This is a genomic window from Haliea salexigens DSM 19537 (genome assembly GCF_000423125.1).
Classification (GTDB): domain Bacteria; phylum Pseudomonadota; class Gammaproteobacteria; order Pseudomonadales; family Halieaceae; genus Haliea; species Haliea salexigens.
In genome coordinates, this window is sequence record NZ_AUHJ01000014.1 from 45,480 (window position 1) to 65,634 (window position 20,155).

At 63.0% G+C, this 20,155-nt stretch carries 21 protein-coding genes and 1 other RNA gene; 16 read left to right on the plus strand and 6 right to left on the minus strand.

Features of this window, described 5'->3' with window-relative positions:
* Positions 1 to 31 precede the first annotated feature (31 nt).
* A complete protein-coding gene (locus tag G533_RS0115180) occupies positions 32 to 1,144 on the minus strand; it encodes a S1C family serine protease (RefSeq protein ID WP_027950697.1) in 1,113 nt (370 codons plus the stop codon).
* 93 nt (positions 1,145 to 1,237) lie between these two features.
* Between G533_RS0115180 and G533_RS0115185 the strand changes: the two genes are divergently transcribed.
* On the plus strand, positions 1,238 to 1,999 hold the full coding sequence (locus tag G533_RS0115185) for a Nif3-like dinuclear metal center hexameric protein (protein ID WP_027950698.1): 762 nt from the start codon (positions 1,238 to 1,240) through the stop codon (positions 1,997 to 1,999).
* Between the two features lie 8 nt (positions 2,000 to 2,007).
* Here G533_RS0115185 and G533_RS0115190 read toward each other — a convergent pair whose 3' ends face one another.
* Positions 2,008 to 2,466, minus strand: a complete 459-nt coding sequence (locus G533_RS0115190; protein ID WP_035528441.1) for a Z-ring associated ZapG family protein — start codon at positions 2,464 to 2,466, stop codon at positions 2,008 to 2,010.
* A 199-nt stretch (positions 2,467 to 2,665) separates the two neighbouring features.
* Here G533_RS0115190 and zapE point away from each other — a divergent pair, with 199 nt between their 5' ends.
* From zapE to G533_RS0115225, 7 genes are all read left to right on the plus strand, one after another.
* Complete coding sequence (gene zapE / locus G533_RS0115195; RefSeq protein WP_027950700.1) at positions 2,666 to 3,766, plus strand: cell division protein ZapE; 1,101 nt, start codon at positions 2,666 to 2,668, stop codon at positions 3,764 to 3,766.
* 113 nt (positions 3,767 to 3,879) lie between these two features.
* A complete protein-coding gene (gene rplM / locus G533_RS0115200; protein WP_027950701.1) occupies positions 3,880 to 4,308 on the plus strand; it encodes a 50S ribosomal protein L13 in 429 nt (142 codons plus the stop codon).
* Between the two features lie 14 nt (positions 4,309 to 4,322).
* Positions 4,323 to 4,715 carry a 30S ribosomal protein S9 gene (gene rpsI / locus G533_RS0115205; protein ID WP_027950702.1) on the plus strand — a complete coding sequence of 131 codons (393 nt, stop codon included), beginning with the start codon at positions 4,323 to 4,325 and terminating at the stop codon, positions 4,713 to 4,715.
* Positions 4,716 to 4,952: 237 nt separating this feature from the next.
* A complete protein-coding gene (gene petA / locus G533_RS0115210; protein ID WP_027950703.1) occupies positions 4,953 to 5,549 on the plus strand; it encodes a ubiquinol-cytochrome c reductase iron-sulfur subunit in 597 nt (198 codons plus the stop codon).
* Positions 5,549 to 7,588: a ubiquinol-cytochrome c reductase gene (locus G533_RS0115215; protein WP_027950704.1), complete on the plus strand. Its 2,040-nt coding sequence runs from the start codon at positions 5,549 to 5,551 to the stop codon at positions 7,586 to 7,588. The genes petA and G533_RS0115215 overlap by 1 nt, the downstream gene beginning before the upstream one ends.
* Before the next feature lie 53 nt (positions 7,589 to 7,641).
* Positions 7,642 to 8,298: a glutathione S-transferase N-terminal domain-containing protein gene (locus G533_RS0115220; RefSeq protein ID WP_240472455.1), complete on the plus strand. Its 657-nt coding sequence runs from the start codon at positions 7,642 to 7,644 to the stop codon at positions 8,296 to 8,298.
* A gap of 49 nt (positions 8,299 to 8,347) precedes the next feature.
* Positions 8,348 to 8,749, plus strand: a complete 402-nt coding sequence (locus G533_RS0115225; protein ID WP_027950706.1) for a ClpXP protease specificity-enhancing factor — start codon at positions 8,348 to 8,350, stop codon at positions 8,747 to 8,749.
* Positions 8,750 to 8,783: 34 nt separating this feature from the next.
* On the opposite strand, the gene G533_RS0115230 is transcribed toward G533_RS0115225, so the two are convergent.
* Genes G533_RS0115230 through G533_RS22245 form a run of 4 tightly spaced genes read right to left on the minus strand, consistent with a single transcriptional unit; the run spans position 8,784 to position 12,192 of the window.
* The gene (locus G533_RS0115230) at positions 8,784 to 9,356 is read right to left on the minus strand and encodes a BON domain-containing protein (RefSeq protein WP_027950707.1); all 573 of its coding nucleotides are present in this window, start codon (positions 9,354 to 9,356) and stop codon (positions 8,784 to 8,786) included.
* 2 nt (positions 9,357 to 9,358) lie between these two features.
* On the minus strand, positions 9,359 to 9,961 hold the full coding sequence (locus tag G533_RS0115235; protein ID WP_051230428.1) for a D-sedoheptulose-7-phosphate isomerase: 603 nt from the start codon (positions 9,959 to 9,961) through the stop codon (positions 9,359 to 9,361).
* A 23-nt stretch (positions 9,962 to 9,984) separates the two neighbouring features.
* Positions 9,985 to 10,344, minus strand: a complete 360-nt coding sequence (locus G533_RS0115240) for a YraN family protein (RefSeq protein WP_027950709.1) — start codon at positions 10,342 to 10,344, stop codon at positions 9,985 to 9,987.
* Between the two features lie 33 nt (positions 10,345 to 10,377).
* Positions 10,378 to 12,192, minus strand: a complete 1,815-nt coding sequence (locus G533_RS22245) for a penicillin-binding protein activator (RefSeq protein WP_084639038.1) — start codon at positions 12,190 to 12,192, stop codon at positions 10,378 to 10,380.
* 83 nt (positions 12,193 to 12,275) lie between these two features.
* Between G533_RS22245 and rsmI the strand changes: the two genes are divergently transcribed.
* From rsmI to G533_RS0115280, 8 genes are all read left to right on the plus strand, one after another.
* Entirely contained in the window at positions 12,276 to 13,109 is an 834-nt protein-coding gene (gene rsmI / locus G533_RS0115250) for a 16S rRNA (cytidine(1402)-2'-O)-methyltransferase (protein ID WP_027950710.1), read from the plus strand.
* An 84-nt stretch (positions 13,110 to 13,193) separates the two neighbouring features.
* An RNA gene (rnpB, locus tag G533_RS23630) (RNase P RNA component class A) lies at positions 13,194 to 13,539 on the plus strand.
* A 361-nt stretch (positions 13,540 to 13,900) separates the two neighbouring features.
* The gene (mraZ, locus tag G533_RS0115255) at positions 13,901 to 14,356 is read left to right on the plus strand and encodes a division/cell wall cluster transcriptional repressor MraZ (RefSeq protein WP_027950711.1); all 456 of its coding nucleotides are present in this window, start codon (positions 13,901 to 13,903) and stop codon (positions 14,354 to 14,356) included.
* Between the two features lie 9 nt (positions 14,357 to 14,365).
* Positions 14,366 to 15,283: a 16S rRNA (cytosine(1402)-N(4))-methyltransferase RsmH gene (gene rsmH / locus G533_RS0115260; protein ID WP_035528445.1), complete on the plus strand. Its 918-nt coding sequence runs from the start codon at positions 14,366 to 14,368 to the stop codon at positions 15,281 to 15,283.
* On the plus strand, positions 15,283 to 15,600 hold the full coding sequence (gene ftsL / locus G533_RS0115265) for a cell division protein FtsL (protein ID WP_084639039.1): 318 nt from the start codon (positions 15,283 to 15,285) through the stop codon (positions 15,598 to 15,600). The genes rsmH and ftsL overlap by 1 nt, the downstream gene beginning before the upstream one ends.
* Complete coding sequence (locus G533_RS0115270; RefSeq protein WP_027950714.1) at positions 15,597 to 17,324, plus strand: peptidoglycan D,D-transpeptidase FtsI family protein; 1,728 nt, start codon at positions 15,597 to 15,599, stop codon at positions 17,322 to 17,324. Before ftsL ends, G533_RS0115270 begins: the two co-directional genes overlap by 4 nt.
* Positions 17,321 to 18,808: a UDP-N-acetylmuramoyl-L-alanyl-D-glutamate--2,6-diaminopimelate ligase gene (locus G533_RS0115275; protein ID WP_051230432.1), complete on the plus strand. Its 1,488-nt coding sequence runs from the start codon at positions 17,321 to 17,323 to the stop codon at positions 18,806 to 18,808. The genes G533_RS0115270 and G533_RS0115275 overlap by 4 nt, the downstream gene beginning before the upstream one ends.
* Positions 18,805 to 20,154 (plus strand): UDP-N-acetylmuramoyl-tripeptide--D-alanyl-D-alanine ligase, encoded by a 1,350-nt coding sequence (locus G533_RS0115280; RefSeq protein ID WP_027950716.1) that lies wholly within the window; start codon positions 18,805 to 18,807, stop codon positions 20,152 to 20,154. The genes G533_RS0115275 and G533_RS0115280 overlap by 4 nt, the downstream gene beginning before the upstream one ends.
* The last annotated feature ends 1 nt before the right edge of the window (position 20,155 follow it).

A 20,155-nucleotide genomic window follows, 5' to 3' on the forward strand; every position in this document is an offset into this window, starting at 1 on the left:
CCCGCCACAGGATGGCGAGCGAGCCGTGTCGTCAGATTGTGGGGGAGTGTCGCAGGGTGCCAACAATGGCCCGCAGATCTATGGACTGCTGATTGCGCTGCACCGTGATGTCGATGTTCTCTCCGGGGCGCAGCTGGGCAATCCGGTGCATGGTAATGCGCCCATCCTGCACCGGTTCACCATCAATATGGGTAATGATGTCGCGCACCTGAATACCAGCGCGCTGCGCAGGGCTGTCTTCCGCCATGGCGGTGACTTCCAGTAACTGCATGCCCGGCCGGCGTTCATCCAGCCCGCGCACCGGTGCTACGCTCACACCCAGCCAGCCGCGGATGACTTCTCCATAGCGAATCAGGTCTTCCATCACGAACAGTGCCATATTGACCGGCGTAGCCAGGCTGATGCCGATACCGGTTGCGGCGCCTCTCGACTGGTCGGTGCCGGTGTAAATCAGGGTATTGATGCCGAGCAATTCACCGCGTGCATTGACCAGTGCACCGCCGGAGTTGCCCAGATGAATGATGGCATCGGTCTGGATGTAGTCCTCGTAGGCCGACAGCTGCAGACCATACCGGCCCAGCGCGGAAACGATACCCTGGGTCACCGAGTGGCCGAAGCCCAGCGGGTTGCCAATAGCCAGCACCACATCGCCAACGCGCGCGGCATCGGAATTGCCGAGGGTAATCGGCTGCAGGTCCTCGAGTTGCACCTTCAGGACCGCGAGGTCGGTGGCCGGGTCCGTGCCAATCACCACGGCATTTGCCGAGCGCCCGTCCTGCAGCAGAACCTGGATGGCATCGGCTTCATGGATGACGTGATTGTTGGTCAGGATGTGACCCTCGGCGGTCATGATCACACCGGAGCCCAGTGAGCGTTCAATGCGCTGGCGTTGCGCTGGCATCCGGCTCGACGGCCGGTTGAACAGGTCGCCCGGGCGCGGATCATTGCGCGATGAAATGAGCTTTGCCGTATAGATGTTGACAACCGCGGGTGTGGCGCTGCGCACCGCTGCGGCATAGCTCATGGCTGCATCCGCGCCGCTGTCCACGGTGTTGCGGGGCAGCACCCAGCGATCCAGGATCAACAGGGCCGCCAGCAGGCCGGCAATCGCGGGCCAGGCAAAATAGCGCAGGCTGTTGGTCATAGGGTGGCGGCCGTGTGTCGATTCGCAGCGCTATTGTATATGATGGCCTGTCTGTCCACAGCCACGAAACCGCAGAAAACCCGGAATACCCTCATGTCTGTATCGCTCAAGGAACTCGTACACTACATCGACCAGTTGCTGGACGTGGGGCGCTTTCGCGATTACTGCCCCAACGGGCTGCAGGTTGAGGGTCGCGGAAAGGTACGGCGGCTGGTGACTGGCGTGACGGCGTGTCAGGCCCTGCTTGACGCAGCGGTCGCGGCACAGGCAGATGCGATCATCGTGCACCACGGTTACTTCTGGCGCGGCGAGGCCGAGCCGGTGGTGGGAATGAAGCGGCGACGGCTGGCTGCGTTGTTACAGCACGATATCAGCCTGCTGGCGTACCACCTGCCCCTGGATGCCCACCCTGAGTTGGGCAACAACGCCCGGCTGGGTGCGCTGCTGGGGATCACCGATTCGCAGCCGCTGCGCGCTGATGTCGCCGATGCCGTCGGCAATATTGGACAGTTGCCGGAGCCCCGCAGCGCGGCCGGACTGGTCGCCGACATCGCGCGCTTGACCGGGCGTGAGCCACTGCACGTGGGTAACGCCGGGGAGCTCGTGCAACGCATTGGCTGGTGCACGGGAGCGGCGCAGTCGTATATCCAGCATGCCGTTGCTGCGGGTGCAGACCTGTTTCTGACCGGCGAGGCGTCAGAGCCAACGGTGCACATTGCGCGGGAGGAGGGTATTCACTTCATTGCCGCCGGGCACCACGCCACCGAGCGTTACGGCGTTCAGGCGTTAGGCGCGCACTTGGCGGAAGCGTTTGGCCTGGAGCACCGGTTCATCGATATCGACAACCCGGTTTAGCGTGGGGCTCAGCGCTCCTCGACCGGCTTGCGCTGGCGCTCTATGCCAAATTCTTCATTGAGCATGCCCTTCTCGCCGGGAGAGGTTTTCGGCGCGTAATCCAGCGGCGGCTGGATTTGCGCCAGGTGCGCCGGTATCTCCGCGTCGTCTTCAGCACCGCCCTGCAGCCGCTCCAGCGACACCGGGCCCTTGTCTTCGCACAGGGTTTCGGCACCGGAGGCCAGGTGGTTGTGCACATTGCGATAGGAGTCGGTCAACGTGTTCAGCAAGCGTGCTGTTTGCGAGAAGTGCTCGACAACGGAGTTCTCGTAGGCGCGCTTGTCCTGCGTCATTTGGTCCAGCTTGCGCTCCGTGTCGCGCAGCCGCTGGCCGTCGGCGGACAGGCGGCGGCCGATAAGCAGGCCGATAGCGCCCCCCACTAGCAGAGTGATGGCGCCGGTGGCGATCAGAATGGTCAAACTGTACACAGGGTTACCTCTTCTTCGCGGGGGGGTGACTCGGCCAGTATACCTCAAACTGGCTTCGACTCTAGCGCAGACCGGGCAGGCGCACTTGACGCAGCGGCGTTTGAATGGCGCGCCCGCCGATCCCGGGCGTTGCCAAGGTGGCGAGGCATGGATAGAGTGTGCCGCCAGTTTTACCTTCAGCGGGAGGCCGGAGTCCGGCGTGAATACAGCGCAACAGTCGCCCTGGGGGCGTTATCAGGCGGATTTACAGCAGCCGGGGTTTTCCCGTGATCCTGCCCAGGAGACCGCTGTGCGTCATTTGCAGGATCTGTTCGAGCGTCTGCTCGCGCGCGAGGCACGCGGCGGCGGGTGGTGGCGGCGGCTGCGTCGTGAACGCCCGCAGCCCGAGCGTGGCCTGTATATGTGGGGCGGCGTGGGCCGCGGAAAAACCTATTTGATGGACACTTTCTTCGACTGCCTGCCCGCAGAAGGCAAATTGCGTGTGCATTTCCATCGCTTCATGCAGCGGGTGCACGCGGAGCTCAAACAGCTGTCGGGGGAGAAGAACCCGCTGCAGCGCGTGGCGGACCGGCTCGCGGCGGAGGCCAAAGTGGTCTGTTTCGACGAGTTCTTTGTCACCGATATTGCCGACGCGATGATCCTCGGCGGCCTGATGGAGGCCTTGTTCGCGCGCGGCGTCACCCTGGTTGCGACCTCCAATATCGAGCCTGCCCGCCTGTATGAAAACGGCCTGCAGCGGCAGCGCTTTCTGCCGGCAATAGCGCTGATTGAGCAGCATACCCTGGTGCTGAATGTGGACGCGGGAGTGGATTATCGCCTGCGCACCCTGGAGAAGGCCGAGCTCTACCATTACCCGCTGGATGCGGAGGCGGACGTCAGCCTGCGCGAGAGCTTCGAGCGGCTGGCACCGCATGCCGCCACGGAGGGAGAAAGCCTGCAAATCAACGGGCGCGCCATTCGCACCCGCTGTCTCGCCGATGATGTGGTGTGGTTCGATTTTGCTGAGCTCTGTGGCGGGCCGCGCTCACAGAATGACTACATCGAGCTCGCCCGGGAATTCCATGCGGTGGTCTTGTCCGGTGTGCCGGCCCTGGGTGCCGGCAACGATGATGCCGCACGCCGCTTTATCAACCTGGTCGACGAATTCTACGATCGCAACGTAAAGCTGGTGATGGCTGCTGACAGGCAGCTGATGGACCTGTATGATGGCCACCGCCTGCGGTTCGAGTTCCAGCGAACCGTGTCCCGTTTGCAGGAAATGCAGTCTCACGATTATCTCGCCAGGGAGCACCGTCCCTGAGCGCGAGTGAATCTGTCCGGCGACAGAATATTTTCAGCGGTGCTTGAAAAGCCGGGTGCGAAGCAGTAGTATTCGCGCTCTCGAAATTGGAGCCCTCCAAGAGGCGTTTATTAATGAAAACTTTCAGTGCCAAAGCCGAAGACGTGCGCCACGACTGGTTTGTCGTCGATGCATCAGGCAAGACCCTCGGGCGTCTGGCCAGCGAAATTGCCCACCGTTTGCGCGGCAAGCACAAGGCTGAGTACACACCGCACGTTGATACCGGCGACTATATCGTCGTCATCAACGCGGAAAAGATCCACGTGACCGGAGCCAAGGCCACGGACAAGATGTACCACCACCACACAGGCTTTATCGGTGGTATCAAGTCCATCTCGTTCGAGAAGCTCATCGACAAGGCGCCTGAGCGTGTTTTGCAGACCGCGGTGAAGGGCATGCTGCCCCGCAATCCGCTGGGTCGGGCCATGTTCAAGAAGCTCAAGGTTTACGCGGGCGCAGAGCATCCGCACACCGCCCAGCAGCCGCAAGCATTGAACATCTAACGGATAACTCTCTTATGTCAGCAACCCAGTATTACGGAACCGGCCGCCGCAAGACCTCCACGGCGCGCGTATTCATCCAGACCGGCGGCGGTAACATCACGGTCAACAAGCGTCCGCTCGACCAGTATTTTGGTCGCGAAGTGGCGCGCATGATTGTGCGCCAGCCGCTTGAGCTGGTGGAGTTGTCCGACAAGTTTGACGTCAATGTGACCGTCGAGGGCGGCGGCAGCTTTGGTCAGGCCGGCGCTATTCGCCACGGTATCACCCGCGCCCTGATGGATTACGATGAAGCGCTGCGCGGCACACTGCGTCGTGCCGGCTACGTCACGCGTGATGCGCGTGAGGTGGAGCGTAAGAAAGTGGGTTTGCGCAAGGCGCGCAAGCGTCCGCAGTACTCCAAGCGCTGAGCGTGCGGTTGGCCAATTGGGCCGGCTGCCTTGTTTCGAAAACGTCCGGTTTGGTATTCAGGCCGGGCGTTTTTTTGTGCTGAAAAAACAGTAGCTTGCTGGCAAAGGCCACGCGCTTTCCGGGGCTTTGTGTTGCCAGCAACGGGCAAAATCATTACTATTTGCAGCATTTTTTGCGAAGTCGTCTTCCGAGTCTGCCAGCGCAAGCGGGCGGCCCGGTAATCAGGAGTGAAGAGCATGAGTAGCGATGGCGTGAACACCGGCAGGAGACGTTTCCTGACCGCCGCGACGAGTGTGGTTGGCGTTGCCGGCGCAGTGGGAATCGCGGTGCCGTTCGTCGGGTCGTGGAATCCCTCGGCCAAGGCGAAGGCCGCAGGTGCGCCCGTGAAGGCGGACATCAGCAAGCTGGAACCCGGCCAGATGGTCGTTGTGGAGTGGCGGGGCAAGCCGGTTTACGTGGTCCATCGCACCGCGGCCATGCTGGCCGATCTCGACAAACTGACCGGTGAGCTGAAAGATCCGGATTCCTCGATATCAACGCAACCGGCCTATATCGATGGTCCGGCGCGCGCCCTGCGCCCGGAGATCTTTGTTGCCGAAGGGCTGTGCACGCACCTGGGGTGCGCGCCCAAATATCGACCCGAGGTCGGCGCCGCCGATCTGGGCGGCGACGAGTGGCTGGGTGGCTTTTTCTGCCCCTGCCACGGTTCCAAGTTCGATTTGTCCGGGCGCGTCTACGCCGGCGTCCCGGCGTCCACCAACCTGGTGGTGCCGCCGTACTCCTATGAGACCGAGTCGGTTCTGGTAATTGGCGTGGACGCGGAGGCAGCCTGATGATCAATATGCTTGTAGGACTTCGGGATTGGGTCGACGAACGCCTGCCCATCATGCGTGCCTGGAACACCCACATGGGACAGTACTACGCGCCCAAGAACTTCAATCTCTGGTATTACTTTGGTGTGCTGTCACTGCTGGTTCTGGTTAACCAGCTGCTGACCGGTATCTGGCTCACCATGAACTATACCCCCAGCGCCGAACAGGCCTTTGCCTCGGTCGAATACATCATGCGTGATGTCGACTACGGCTGGATTCTGCGCTATATGCACTCCACGGGTGCCTCCGCTTTCTTTGTGGTGGTCTACCTGCACATGTTCCGGGCACTTATTTACGGCTCTTACAAGAAGCCGCGCGAGCTGATCTGGATCTTCGGCATGCTGATTTTTGTCGTGTTGATGGCCGAGGCCTTCGTCGGCTACGTATTGCCCTGGGGCCAGATGTCCTACTGGGGCGCGCAGGTGATCATTTCGCTGTTCGGCGCCATTCCGGTGGTCGGTGAGGACCTGGTGACCTGGATTCGTGGCGACTACCTGATTTCCGGCGTGACCCTGAACCGCTTCTTCGCCCTGCACGTGGTTGCGCTGCCGATCGTGTTGCTCGCCCTGGTGGTGCTGCACTTGCTGGCGCTGCATGAAGTGGGCTCGAACAACCCGGATGGGGTCGACATCAAGAAGAACAAAGGGCCCGATGGCGTGCCGCTGGACGGCGTAGCCTTCCACCCTTACTACACGGTGCACGACCTGCAGGCCATAGGTGTGTTCCTGTTTATCTTCTGTGCGGTGATGTTCTTCATGCCGGAAATGGGCGGGTTCTTCCTCGAGTACGCGAACTTCGAAGAAGCCAACGCGCTGAAGACGCCGGATCACATTGCGCCCGTATGGTATTTCACGCCCTTTTACTCGGTGCTGCGCGCGGTGCCGGACAAGTTCTGGGGCTTTATTGCCTTTGCCGCTTCGGTCGCGATTCCGTTCCTGTTGCCGTGGCTGGATCGCAGCCCGGTCAAGTCCTGGCGTTATCGTGGCACGCTGAACAAGGTCATGCTGGTTTTGTTCGTGGCCAGCTTCCTGGTCCTCGGTGTGCTGGGCGTCAAGTCGCCAACACCCGAGCGTACCCTGCTGGCGCAGATCTGCTCGGTGTTCTACTTCGCCTTCTTCCTGCTGATGCCGATCTGGTCCACGCTGGACAAGACCAAGCCCGTACCTGAGCGTGTCACCATGGACGGCGGTATCGGTTTCTGGGGTAGCCTTGCCGGGCTGGCGCTGATTCTTGCGCTGACCATTCTGCCGCTGAAGGCTGTAGGTGCCGGCGGTGAATACAACTGCGGCTCGATGCCCTGCGACGACATCAGCGTCAATCCTCACGACCAGCCGTCGCTGCAGAATGGCGCGAAGCTGTACATGAACTACTGTATGGCCTGCCATTCACTTGGGTATGCTCGCTACAAGCGTACCGCAGAGGACCTCGGCATTCCCGAGGACCTGTTCAGCGACAACCTGATCTTCGACCCTGATGTTCGCATCGGGTCGCTGATGGAAAATGCGATGGATGACCGCCTGGCGAAGACCTGGTTTGGCGCCACCCCACCGGATCTGACGCTGGTATCCCGTGCCCGTCAGCCGGAATGGCTGTACACCTACCTGCGCACCTTCTACCTGGATGAGAGCCGTCCATACGGGGTGAACAACAAGGTCTTCAAGGATGTCGGCATGCCCCACGTGCTGCTGGAGCTGCAGGGTCTGCAGGCGTGTGCCATGGGGCCGGGCAAAGCCAACAACGGCGGCGTGCGGCGCGACCCCTTGACGGGTGAACCCCTGCTGGAGGAACCCTGCGGTCAGTTCAATCTGGTGCAGGAGGGCTCCATGTCGCCCGAAGAGTTCGACAGCGCCATGTACGATCTGGTGAACTTCCTCGCCTACACGGCAGAACCGAGCGCGGCGGATCGGCAGCGCATTGGCGTGTACGTGTTGTTGTTCATCCTGCTGTTCTTCGTCTTCGCCTGGTTGCTGAACCGCGAGTACTGGAAAGACGTTCACTGATATGCCCCCGGGACCGGCATTTTGCCGGTCTCCCCCACGTTCTGGATTGCACTATGAAACGAGCTGATGACAACGCACTGGGTGTGGTGGCGAAACGGTCTTCCATGACCTTCTTCTCTGACAGTGCCAGCCAATACAGCCACCGTGTGCGTATCGTACTCGCCGAGAAGGGCGTGACGGTCGACATGATCGAGTCGGATAGCGCCCACCCTCCCGCGGAGCTGGCTGACTTGAACCCCTATAACTCACTGCCGACGCTGGTTGATCGGGATCTCGTGCTCTACGAGTCCAAGGTGATGATGGAGTATCTGGACGAGCGGTTCCCGCATCCACCCCTGCTGCCGGTTTACCCGGTCGCGCGCGCGGAGAGTCGCCTGTATATCCATCGTATCGAGAAGGACTGGTGCTCGCTGGTGGATTCCATTCAGCATTCCCGCAGCGACAACGTGGTCAGCAAGGCGACCAAGGAATTGCGCGACGGTCTGGTGGGTATTGCACCTATCTTTGCGGAAAAGCCATTCTTCATGAGCGAGGAGTTCACGCTTGTGGACTGTTGCCTGGCCCCCATCCTCTGGCGCCTGCCCTCCTTGGGCATCGATGTGCGCCCGGGCAAGCAGACCAAGCCGCTGCTGTCGTATATGGATGCGCTGTTTGGCCGTGAATCGTTCCAGGAGAGCCTCTCCGAGCAGGAACGTGAGATGCGCCCCTAGGGGAAACGACGAAGGGTAAACCCAGCGCATGAGTGACGACACCGCGACAATGACACCCAGCCGCCCGTACATCATGCGGGCGTTGTACGAGTGGATTGTCGACAATGACTGTACGCCCTACCTGCTGGTCGATGCCAGACGGCCGGGTGTTGAAGTACCTTCTCAGTATGTGAAGGACGGTCAAATCGTGCTCAATGTGAGCCCGAGCGCGGTGATTGAGCTGCTGATCGGCAATGAGTGGATCAGTTTCAATGGCCGGTTCGGCGGCACACCCACCGATATCCTGCTGCCGGTGGGTGCGGTGATCGGGATTTATGCCCGTGAGAATGGCCAGGGAATGGTCTTTGAGGCGGAAGAGTCACCCGAGCCGCCCGATGACCCCTCTGGAGATGATGGGGCGGGCGCCACGTCGAAACCGGAAGGTCGGCCGTCACTGAAGATCGTCAAGTAGTGACGTAGCCTGGCGCGGCGCCTGTGCGCCGCGCTTACGGAATGGTTTCGAACAACTGCACCACGCGGGTTACGCCAGAGACCGAGGCGGCTACATCCGCTATTCTGCGCGCCTCTTCTTTCGATACCAGCCCCATCAGATATACCACGCTGTTTTCGGTGACCACCTTGGTGCGCATGCCGGGTGTATCCATGTTGGTCAGCAGCCAGGACTTGATTTTCGTGGTGATCCACGCGTCACTGGTGCGCACCAGAGCTCCTGTGGGTGCCTTCACATCGATTTCGTTGTAGATGCGCCGTACACCGCGTATTTTACGCACTTCATCGGCCGCCTGGGTTTTCAGGTCAGCGGTGCCCACCTGCCCGGCAAGCAGCACGAAACCGTTGTAGCTCACGGCGATCAGGTGGGCGTCGTCGAACGCGGTATTCGCGGCGTGGATGTTGACGATGGCCTTGATTTCGATGCTCTCGTCCTCAAGTCGCTGTGCCATGGTGCGCTCGTCGGGTTGATCCTCGATGGACTCGGCCTCAACGGTCGCCAGCATGCTGCCGCAGCCGGTGAGAAGCAGGCTGCCGAGAAGGGTGAGGAGCGGTGCAAGTTGTTTCATGATCAGTTTCCGTTGTAGTTGCCGAACAGGCTGCGATCAATCAGTTCACAAAGCAAGTGAATGATCACCGTGTGCAATTCTATCACCCGCGGGCGCCGGGTGGCGGTGCAGGCAACGGCGATATCCGTGCCCGCCAAAAGCTGGCTGAGCGCTGCGTCTTGTGCGTTGGACAGCACGACAACGGCAACGTTGCGTTCACGTGCCGCTTCGATTGCCCGCAACAGGCTGCCGGCGGCGGTGGCGCTGCTGAAGCAAACCAGCGTGTCACCCGGTTGCCCCAGCGCTCGCACCTGGCACGCCCAGATCTCATCGAGGCCGTGTTCGTGCGCGATACCGGTGAGGCTGGCGCCATCTGCTGACAAGGCCATGGCGGGGAGGGAAGGTCGGTCGCGTTCGAGCCCGGCTAGCAGGCTGCTGCAAAGCAGTTGACTCAAGCCCGCATCCACACCATTGCCGCAAGCCATCACCTTGCCCTCCCGCAATAGCGTCGCCACCATACTGGCGGCGGCCCGCTGAATGGGGTCGGCCAGCTCATCTACCGCCATCGCCAGCGTGCTGATGGTGTCCTGCACGGTATCGGCGATCAGCCCGTAGTCATCATCCATGCACTATGTCCGTCGCTGGGGAGTCAGGCACTGAAAGCGCTGCGAATCCACTGCGGCGCCGGTTCAGGCAGGGATTGTCGCGGGTTGAAGGCAAGCACGTCAAATCGACAGGGCCTGGCTTGCCAGTGCGCGTTGTGTTGCAGGAATACGCGGGCGGCACGCAGCAGTTTGCGCTGTTTTCGCCTGTCCACCGATGCGGCGGCGGAGCTGAAGCGTGGGTTGCTGCGCGCGCGTACTTCCACGAACACGAGGCACTCGCCGTCGAAGGCGATAATGTCGATTTCCCCCAGTTTGCAGCGAAAGTTGCGCTGCACCACCTGCCATCCCCGCGCACAGAGCCAGCGTGCTGCCGCGTCCTCATACCAGTCTCCCGGGCTCTGCATACCGAAGCCTCCCTGCCTCGGTGGCAGTATAGGTCACGGCTGGGCCAGGTCGCTGCCATCAAATACCGCCAATACAGGCTCACGCTGCAAGCGCAGGCTGGGGTCCAGTCGCAGCAGCCCCGTGTCCCCTCGCAGCAGGGCATCGGCGCCGGCCTGCAGCTGGGCGAAGCGGGACTGCACCAGCCACGCATCCGCCCCCAGTGCGTTGAGGCGGGCGAGACTGTCGCTTCCGGTGTCGCCGGCGGCAATGGCAACCCGCAGCCCCGGGTTGCTGCCGAGCAGCCAGGGTATCTCGGCGAGACGCAGGCCGTTCAGGTCGCGATCTTTCGGGTCGGGAACTCCGCTGTAGGCGCTGGATGTGGCGTACACGGGGACTGTACCCGCATAGTGAAATGCCAGCAGGGGCTTGAGGGAGCGCGCCTCAACCGGGGAATCCGCAAGCAGGAAGATGACATCGATATCCTGTCGCCGGCGCGGGGTGAATTCGATGTTGGTGGCCAGCATACTGCGGATGTCGCTGGCACGCTGTTCGCTGGCGTTGAGGTTGAGCGCATTCTTGATGTTGTCAGAGTAGGCCTCGGCACTGGCGTAGCTCGCGGTGCTGACAGTCTGGCCCCCCAGTGCCTGCCAGCGTTCCTGCAGGACGTCCTCGAGCCGCGCGCCGCGCTCGCCGGCGGGGCGCAGCAGCAGTGCCTTCCGCGCACCGGAACCGTAGGCCAGTTCGGCGATGCGTTGTGCATCATCCTCGGGTGCCAGCGACAGCTGCACCAGTGCGCTGCCACTTTGCAGGGCGTCACTGTCGGTGCGGTTCAGGGCCAGGATGGGTACGGGGCGTTCGGGTATCTGCCCCAGCTCAGCGACCGCTTCCTTGCTCAGTGGTCCTACGACGATCTCCGCACCGTCGGCAATTGCCTGGCCGTACGCGGCGGCAGCGGATTCATGGGCGGTGGTATCGATGACGTCGAGCGTATAGGGGGTCTCCCCGCGCGCCCGGGCGGCAAAGTAATGGGCCAGGTAGCCGTCCTGCACCGCTCGTGCGGCAGGCGCCAGGCGCCCACTGAGTGGCAACAGCAGTGCCACCTTCCGCGGTGCGCGCACGCCCCGGGCAATATACTCAAGGCCTCCCGGCAGCTGCATGGCAGCGGGGTGAGAGGGGTGTTGGTTGCGCCACTCTAACAGCGCTTCCTGCAGAGATTGCGGGTTTTCGGCGCGCCGGTCCCGTAACGCCAGTTCCAGCCAACCGCGCCAGTCAGCGTCGGGCGCGTCGGCGAGGGCTGTTGCCATAGCGGCCTCGCTGCTGCGGTTGAGGTCGCGCCAGATAGCGCGGCGCAGACCTGCATCGGCGGGTTGCTGCGTCAGTATCCCTGCCCCAATCCGTGCGCTTGTTAGCCAGTCCCCGGCGAGCTGTGCAATCTCCCGGGTGAACTCGGCCTGCTCCAGGCGCAGTGCCGCGGGAACGTCTTCCTCTGGCCCGGCGGTGAGCAGGGCGTCTGTGCGCTCGAGGTCGCCGCGCAAAAATGCCGCACGAGCAAGCAGGAAGTCCCGTCGGCTGCGGTCAGCCGCGTCCAGGTCCTCTGGAAGGCTTGCCAGGGTCTGCTCGGCAGTCATCCAGTCGCGCGCCCGCAGAGCGGCGCGGGTCTGCTCGAAGGTCGTGTCCCAGCGGCTTGTGGGCATGGGCGGGAGCAACGTGGGCGAGGGCTCCGCTGGAGCCTCTGGCACCGCTTCCTGTGCGCCGGGCGCGACCGGCTCAGGGGGCGCGGTGGTGCAGCCAGTGGCCAGGGCCAGCAGCAGAATGGCCGCCGCTGCTGCTTTGCCGCCCGCGGTGGTCTGGGTCATTGTACGCGTCATGCTATCCTTCCGGCTGCAACGGGACCGCAGCCACCAGCGGTGAGGTCCATGCCAGGTAAATGATACAGGGCCAGGGGTGATCAGTGGAGTCCGGACTATATGTTGTTGCCACGCCAATCGGCAACCTGGGAGATATAACCTCGCGTGCCCTGGCGGTACTTACTGCGGCGGATATTGTCGCAGCAGAGGATACGCGGCACACCGCGCGCCTGCTGCAGCATTTTTCCATCACGGCGACGCTGTTGGCTTACCATGAGCACAGCGGCGAGCGGGCGCAGGCGCGCATATTGGAGTGCATCGCCGCTGGTGGGGTGGTGGCGCTGGTGTCGGATGCCGGCACACCACTGATCTCCGACCCCGGTTATCGCCTGGTGCGCGACGCGCAGGACGCCGGTCACCGAGTGATTCCACTGCCCGGACCCTGTGCCGCGATCGCCGCGCTCAGCGCCTCTGGCCTGCCCACTGACCGCTTCCTGTTTGAGGGCTTTCTGCCCGCCAAGGCGGGCGCCCGTGCGCGCCGCCTGCAGGACCTGGCGGCGGAATCGGCCACTCTGGTGTTCTATGAGGCACCGCACCGGGTAGCAGAGACCCTGCAGGACATGGTGACGGCTTTTGGTGACCAGCGCGAGGCGCTGTTGGCGCGGGAGTTGAGCAAAACCTTCGAAACGCTGAAGCGGGCGCCCCTGGTTGACCTGGCGGGTTTCGTGGCAGCCGACAGCAACCAGCAGCGTGGCGAGATTGTGCTCGCTGTTAGCGGCCAGCGCGGGCGCGATGAGGCGCTCACGCCCGATGTCACCCGTATGCTGCTGCGACTGGCTGAAGAGTTGCCCGCCAAGCGCGCTTCCGCTGTGGTTGCCGATCTCACCGGGCTGCGCAAGAAGGCGCTGTACGACTATCTGCTGGGGCAAAAGGGCTGACCACAACCCCGGCGCTCCCCACGCACCCTTCGCGCCAGGGAAGTTTGTGTTGCCCGGCGGCCGCGCAGCGGGTAGGCTTGCCGCCGAGTCGGTCAGGCGATCGCTTCTGGTTTCGGCCAGGGGAGGAAAGTCCGGGCTCCACAGGGCAGGGTGCCAGGTAACGCCTGGGGGGCGCGAGCCTACGGAAAGTGCAACAGAAAGGATACCGCCCGGCGCGAGTCGGGTAAGGGTGAAAAGGTGCGGTAAGAGCGCACCGCGCGGCTGGCAACAGGCGTGGCGATGGTAAACCCCACTCGGAGCAAGACCAAATAGGAATCCGTATGCTGCGGCCCGCAGTGGATTCGGGTAGGTCGCTACAGGCCGGCGGCGACGCCGGTCGCAGATGAATGATCGTCCACGACAGAACCCGGCTTATCGACCGACTCACTTATCCCCTTGCCAACGCGGCGGCACCATTTGCCGCCGCGTTGCTTGCGCCCCACGTTGCCGCTTATGTTTTTTTCTACTAAAACGTGGCTGCTGGCAGAAGAAAATAACCTTTAACTTAAAGTGAATCCTTAATATACGATGTTAGCGGTCTGTTTTAACGTATTTTTTGTTTTCACGTACCCTCTCAGAAGCTGAAGAATCATCCGTCAATCAGCGCTAATTAGCTGAAATTAAAACGTTTTTCGCGACTGGCTCGCTTGACACTCCAATTGCTGCGCCCCTATAGTGTCGAAAAGTGGGAAGAAGTGGATATATCTGGTTTTTTGTGGTTTTTAAGGGCCGGATAAGCGGGGGAAACTGGCGTGTTTCGCGGGGTACAGCACATCAATATGGACGCCAAGGGGCGACTGGCCATGCCAGCGCGCCAGCGCGAGCCGTTGCGTGCCCTCTGTGACGGCCAGATCGTGGTGACCATCGACACGCAGGCGAAATGCCTCGTCATCTATCCGCTGCCCGACTGGGAGCGCATCGAAAAGCACATACAGGCCCTGCCCGCCCTGAAGCAGGCGGTCAAGCGCTTCCAGCGCCTGGTGCTGGGCTACGCCACTGACATCGAGATGGACAGTAACGGCCGCTGCCTGCTGCCTCAGCCGCTGCGTGATTACGCGCATCTGGACAAGAGGCTGGTGCTGGTGGGGCAGGGCAACAAGATGGAGTTGTGGGCGGAGGAGCTGTGGCTGGCAGAGTGCGAACAGGCGCTGCTGGAGTCCGGTCCCGAAGCGGAGTTGCCCGACGAACTCGTGTCTCTCCCACTGTAGGTGAGCGACATGCATCAAACAGTTTTGTTACGAGAGGCGGTGGATGCTCTGGTGACGACAAGCGATGGTATCTATGTCGATGGCACGTTCGGTCGTGGTGGTCACAGCCGCGCCCTGCTGCAACAGCTGGCGCCCAATGGCCGGCTGCTGGGTGTCGACAAGGATCCGGCAGCCGCACTGGTGGCGTCCGAACTCAGCGCTGCAGACGCACGCTTCAGTTTCTTTCATGGCTCTTTTGCGGCGTTGCCTGCCCAGCTGCGCTCGCGTGATATCGAGGCTGTCGACGGCATCCTGCTCGACCTCGGGGTCTCCAGCCCGCAACTCGACAACAGCGAGCGCGGTTTCAGTTTCCAGCACGATGGTCCGCTGGATATGCGTATGGACACCAGCAGCGGCGAGACCGCAGCGCAGTGGCTGGGGCGAGCGGCGCAGCAGGATATCGCCGCGGTATTGAAAGAGTTCGGCGAGGAGCGCTTTGCACGCCGGATCGCCGGTGCCATCGTTGCAGCGCGCGCCGAGGCACCTATTGTGACCACAGGTCGCCTGGCGAAGATTGTCAGTGAGGCCAACCCGCGTTGGGAGAAGCACAAGCATCCGGCGACGCGGGCATTCCAGGGTATTCGAATCTATATCAACCGCGAGCTGGATGACCTGGTTGAGCTGCTGGCGCAGGCACTGGGCTTGCTCAAGGTGGGAGGCCGGCTGGTCGTGATCAGCTTTCATTCCCTGGAAGACCGGCTGGTGAAGCGTTACATGCGCGATATGGCACGTGGTGATGCGCTGCCCGCCGGTGTGCCGGTGCGCGACAGCGCGCTCAACCGGCATATGCGACTGGTCGGCAAAGCGGTGCGCGCGAGCGCCGACGAAGTCGCTGCAAACCCGCGTGCGCGCAGTGCCATCATGCGCGTCGCCGAGAAGATCAGCTGATGGCTGGCCGCACCACATCCCCGGCAATCGCCCCGGAGCGCAGCATCAGCCTGCAATCCCTTGCGCTGCTTGGCGCCCTGCTGACGCTGGTGCTGGGTTCTGCGTTTGGTGTTATTCACAGCTCACATGGCTGCCGTCAGCTCTATGCCGTCTTGCAGCAGCTGGAGGCGGATCAGTGGTACCTGCAGGAAGATTACGGGCGTCTGCTGCTGGAGCAGAGCACCTGGGCATCGCACTATCGTGTTGAGCGCGTGGCCACTCGCGAGTTGCAGATGCAGGCGCCGGTGCTGGAAAGCCTCAAGGTGGTGCGTCCATGAGTCGGTCGCGTCTTGCTGCCGTAGCGCCCTGGCGCTTTTACCTGGTGGCTATCGCATTGCTGGCCATGCTCGCATTGCTGGTGGGGCGCGTGCTGTCGCTGCAGGTTCTGGATGTCGAGCATGGCCGCAGTTTCCTGCAGGACCAGGGCGAGAGTCGTGCCATGCGCAACGCGGAAATTCCCGCCTACCGGGGCGTGATTGCAGACCGTCGCGGTGAGCCCCTCGCCGTGAGTACCCCCGTGATTTCGCTGGTGGCCGATCCCCGCTTGCTCACCGCAGTAGAAGATCTCTCGCCGCTGGCCACAGCGCTGGACATGCCCCTTGCGGACCTGCAGGCACGCCTGGACCGCTTCACGGGCCGTTCGTTCATGTATCTGCGCCGCCATATGGTGCCGGCAGCCGCACGTGAAGTCCTTGCACTCAAACTGCCCGGCGTATCCGGGCGCCGTGAATACCAGCGCTATTACCCGGCGGGAGAAGTGGCGGGCCATCTGGTGGGCTTCACCAATCTCGATGGGCGCGGCATCGCCGGGCTGGAATTGGCGTACGACGACTGGCTCAAGGGCACGCCCGGCAAGAAGCAGTACATCAAGGACCTGCGCGGTGATGTTGTGCGCGACATCGGTGTGCTCGAACCCGCACGGTCCGGCAAGGACCTGCGGCTGAGCATCGACCTGCGCCTGCAGTACCTGCATCACCAAGAGCTGCAACGCGCCATGGCGCTCACCGGCGCCGCCTCCGGCAGCATCGTCACCCTCGACAGCCATACCGGCGAAGTGCTGGCCATGGTCAATCACCCGGTGTACAACCCCAATGGCCGCCGCGGCATCAGCCCCGATCAGACCCGCAACCGTGCGGTGACCGACATGTTCGAGCCGGGCTCTACCATGAAAACCTTCACGCTGGTTGCAGCGCTGGAGAGCGGCCGCTATTCCACCGAAAGCATGATTGATACCTCGCCGGGACGTATCCGCGTGGGTCGCAAGACGTTACCGGATCCCCGGAACTACGGCGAGATTTCCGTTTCGCGCGTGATCGAGAAGTCCAGCCAGGTGGGTGTGACCAAGATCGCCCTCGACATTGGCCATGAGCCGATACAGGACGTGTTCCGCCGTTTCGGTTTCGGTGCTGCACTGGGCACGGGTTTCCCGGGCGAAAGTGCCGGCCAGTTGCCCAACCGGCGCCGCTGGAGCGATATCGAAAAAGTGACCCTGGCCTTTGGCTACGGCCTTACCGCGACACCACTGCAGCTCGCGCACGCCTACGCATCGTTCGCCAATGACGGGGTGATGCCGCCGGTGTCCCTGCTTGCGGCGAATGAAACGGCGCCCGTGGGAATACGCGTGGTGGAAGCCGATATCGCACGCGAAGTGCGCAAAGTGCTGCAGCGGGTGACCGAAGAACACGGCACCGCACGGCGCGCCCAGGTGCCCGGTTACGCGGTGGGCGGTAAAACCGGCACCGTGCGCAAGGTGGGCCCCGGCGGCTACCAGGACAACAAGCATATCGCTTTCTTTGCTGGCATCGCGCCGATTGCCGACCCACGTTTTGTCACCGTGGTGGTGATCAATGAACCCCAGGGTGAAGCGACCGGCGGTGGCGCAGTGGCCGCCCCGGTGTTCTCGCGGGTCGCGCAGGGCACATTGCGTTTGCTGAATCTGCCGCCAGACGAGCACGACGCCGCGCTGGTACTCGCGGCGCAGGGCGCGGGGGTGTCGGGATGAGCGCACTCGCAGCCTCTCAGCCACGCATGCCGCTGTCTGATCTGCTCGGTGCCCGGGCCGCGGCCTGGGCAGACGTTCAGGTGACTGGTGTGCAGCTGGACAGCCGCCGCGTAGGTCCCGGCGATCTGTTCCTGGCCTTGCCTGGCGCGTCACATGATGGCCGCCAGTTTATCGAGCAGGCAGTGGCGCAGGGTGCCGTCGCCGTCGTGGCGGAGCCACCGGTAGCCGGCTTTGTCGATGCACTGCATGTACCGTTGCTGGAGCAGGCGGAGCTGGCGCAGGCGGCAGGTGAAATCGCCGCTCGCCTGTATGGCGATCCCAGCGCGGCGATGATCACGGTGGGGGTGACCGGCACTAACGGCAAAACCACCACCAGCCGGTTGCTGGCGCAGTTGCTGCGCGCCACCGGCTACCGGTGTGGCGTTATCGGTACGCTGGGCGCCGTGCTGGATGACAGCGCAACAGAAGCCCGCAACACCACGCCGGATGCTGTCGCGCTGCAGCAGCAGCTCGCAGCCTGGCGTGACCAGGGGGTGGATGCCGTATGCATGGAGGTGTCATCCCACGCGCTGGACCAGGGGCGCGTGCAGGGTATGCAGTTTGACGTTGCCGTGTTTACCAATCTCTCGCACGACCATCTCGATTACCACGGCAACATGGCGGCCTACGCGCGCAGCAAGCAGCAGCTTTTTTCCCAGCGTGGCCTGCGCTTTGCGGTGGTCAATGCCGATGATCCCTACAGCGCGCAGATGCTCGCTGCCCTGCCGGCTGACGTCGAGTCGCTGACTTTTTCCAGTCGCGGTGAGCCGGCAGATGTGCGTGTCGTGGAAGTGGAGTTTTTCCCCGGTGGCGCCCGCGCCCAACTGCAAACCCCCTGGGGCGAGGCGACCCTGTCGCTGCCCCTGCCCGGTGACTTCAACCTGTCCAACGCGCTGGCAGCGCTCAGCTGCGCGGTGTTGCTCGGCGGCGACCTGCCGTCGGTGCTGGCAGCGGTAGCGAGCCTGCAGCCCGTGCCGGGACGCATGCAGAGCGTGGCGAACACCCTGGGTGTACAGGTGGTCGTGGACTATGCGCATACGCCCGACGCGCTGGAGAAGGCGCTGCAGGCCCTGCGGCCGCAGGTTGCGGGTCGTTTGCTGGTGGTGTTCGGCTGTGGCGGCGACCGCGATCCGGCCAAGCGTGCGGTTATGGGGCGCGTGGCCTGTGCGGCGGCGGATGCCGTGGTCCTGACCTCCGATAACCCGCGCAGCGAAGATCCGCAGGCGATCCTCGACGAAATCCAGCGGGGCTGCCAGGGGGTGGCGCTTGTGGAGACGGATCGGGCGGCAGCCATCAACCTGGCCATCGATCAGGCGCAGCCGGGCGATTGCGTGCTGATCGCCGGCAAAGGGCACGAAACCTACCAGATCATCGGTGATCAACGCTGTGCGTTCAGCGATGTGGACTGCGCGGCAGGCGCCCTGCAGCGGAGGGCAGCGTCATGATGCGCGACTTCCATCTCGGTGAGTTGTGCGAGCCCTTGCAGGCGCGTCTGCGCGGCGGCGACCTTACAGTAAGCGGTGTCACCACCGATAGCCGCAAGGTGGCAGCGGGCGATTTGTTCGTTGCGCTTCAGGGCGAGCATTTTGATGGCCACGACTTTCTGGCAAACGTTGCGAGTGCCGGCGCTGTCGCCGCTGTGGTCGGTCGTGACCTGGATACGCCGCTGGCGCTGTTGCAGGTGACTGACACACAGCGCGCATTGGGCCACTTGGGTGCGTTCAACCGCGGATTGTTCAAGTCACCGGTGGTGGCGATTACCGGCAGTGCCGGTAAAACAACCGCCAAGAACCTGATTGCTGCCGTGTTGTCGCGCCGCGGCCCGGTATTGGCAACCGAGGGCAACCTCAACAACGAAATCGGCGTGCCTTTGACGCTGTTGCGCCTGACCCCTGAGCACGCTTTTGCGGTTATCGAGATGGGCGCCTGTCGCGAGGGTGATGTGGCCTGGTTGTGCGAACTGGCGCGTCCGAACATCGCCGTGTTGCTCAATGCCATGCCTGCCCACCTTGAGGGCTTCGGTAGCCTGGAGGGTGTCGCGTCCGCCAAGGGTGAAATCTACACGGGCCTGGAAGGTGCGGGTGTCGCGGTTGTCAACGCGGATCAGCCCTGGGCGGCGCGCTGGCGCAGCCGCGCCGCAGGCGCCACGGTGCTCGACTATGGCCTGGAGCAGGCCGCTGCCATCAGTGCGCACAGCATACAGCCACGTGGTGCGGCGGGCATGACGTTTGTCGTCACAACGCCGTCTGGAGAAGCACCGGTGCGCCTGCAGCTGCCCGGTCGGCACAACGTGTCCAACGCGCTCGCTGCCGTCGCCGTGGGCCTGGCCTGTGAGCTCAGTCTTGCCGATATCACCGCGGCGCTCGCCAGTGTCGAGCCCACGGCCGGGCGCGGCACACGGGTGCCCGGCCTGGGTGGTTCGGTATTGATCGACGATACCTACAACGCGAACCCGGGCTCCGTACGCGCGGCCATCGATGTGCTCGCCGGTTGTCCCGGACGCCGCACGCTGGTGCTCGGTGCGATGCTGGAACTGGGGGAAGGCAGCGAGCAGCTGCATCGAGACGTCTGGGCCTATGCCAGAGAACGGGGTATCGAGCGGCGGTATGCCGTGGGGTCTGATCTGCGGGGTGCGGTGGAGAAGTTCGGTGGTGAATGGTTTGCCGATTGCGACGAGGTGGCTGCGGCGCTGCGCGCGGACCTCGGTGCCGAAGATACAGTACTGATCAAGGGTTCTCGCGGCGTTGCCATGGAGCACCTGCTGGCTACCTTGCGCGAGACGGGGAACTGAC

What these genes read in the sequence shown, in the direction of transcription:
- G533_RS22245 (WP_084639038.1), bottom strand. Translation starts at nt 12,192, where the DNA reads ATGACGCGTACAATGACCCAGACCACCGCGGGCGGCAAAGCAGCAGCG.
- ftsL (WP_084639039.1), top strand. Translation starts at nt 15,283, where the DNA reads ATGGCTGGCCGCACCACATCCCCGGCAATCGCCCCGGAGCGCAGCATC.
- G533_RS0115230 (WP_027950707.1), bottom strand. Translation starts at nt 9,356, where the DNA reads ATGAAACAACTTGCACCGCTCCTCACCCTTCTCGGCAGCCTGCTTCTC.
- G533_RS0115180 (WP_027950697.1), bottom strand. Translation starts at nt 1,144, where the DNA reads ATGACCAACAGCCTGCGCTATTTTGCCTGGCCCGCGATTGCCGGCCTG.
- G533_RS0115275 (WP_051230432.1), top strand. Translation starts at nt 17,321, where the DNA reads ATGAGCGCACTCGCAGCCTCTCAGCCACGCATGCCGCTGTCTGATCTG.
- G533_RS0115235 (WP_051230428.1), bottom strand. Translation starts at nt 9,961, where the DNA reads ATGGATGATGACTACGGGCTGATCGCCGATACCGTGCAGGACACCATC.
- G533_RS0115270 (WP_027950714.1), top strand. Translation starts at nt 15,597, where the DNA reads ATGAGTCGGTCGCGTCTTGCTGCCGTAGCGCCCTGGCGCTTTTACCTG.
- G533_RS0115280 (WP_027950716.1), top strand. Translation starts at nt 18,805, where the DNA reads ATGATGCGCGACTTCCATCTCGGTGAGTTGTGCGAGCCCTTGCAGGCG.
- rpsI (WP_027950702.1), top strand. Translation starts at nt 4,323, where the DNA reads ATGTCAGCAACCCAGTATTACGGAACCGGCCGCCGCAAGACCTCCACG.
- rplM (WP_027950701.1), top strand. Translation starts at nt 3,880, where the DNA reads ATGAAAACTTTCAGTGCCAAAGCCGAAGACGTGCGCCACGACTGGTTT.
- G533_RS0115240 (WP_027950709.1), bottom strand. Translation starts at nt 10,344, where the DNA reads ATGCAGAGCCCGGGAGACTGGTATGAGGACGCGGCAGCACGCTGGCTC.
- G533_RS0115225 (WP_027950706.1), top strand. Translation starts at nt 8,348, where the DNA reads ATGACACCCAGCCGCCCGTACATCATGCGGGCGTTGTACGAGTGGATT.
- G533_RS0115215 (WP_027950704.1), top strand. Translation starts at nt 5,549, where the DNA reads ATGATCAATATGCTTGTAGGACTTCGGGATTGGGTCGACGAACGCCTG.
- G533_RS0115185 (WP_027950698.1), top strand. Translation starts at nt 1,238, where the DNA reads ATGTCTGTATCGCTCAAGGAACTCGTACACTACATCGACCAGTTGCTG.
- petA (WP_027950703.1), top strand. Translation starts at nt 4,953, where the DNA reads ATGAGTAGCGATGGCGTGAACACCGGCAGGAGACGTTTCCTGACCGCC.
- rsmH (WP_035528445.1), top strand. Translation starts at nt 14,366, where the DNA reads ATGCATCAAACAGTTTTGTTACGAGAGGCGGTGGATGCTCTGGTGACG.
- G533_RS0115220 (WP_240472455.1), top strand. Translation starts at nt 7,642, where the DNA reads ATGAAACGAGCTGATGACAACGCACTGGGTGTGGTGGCGAAACGGTCT.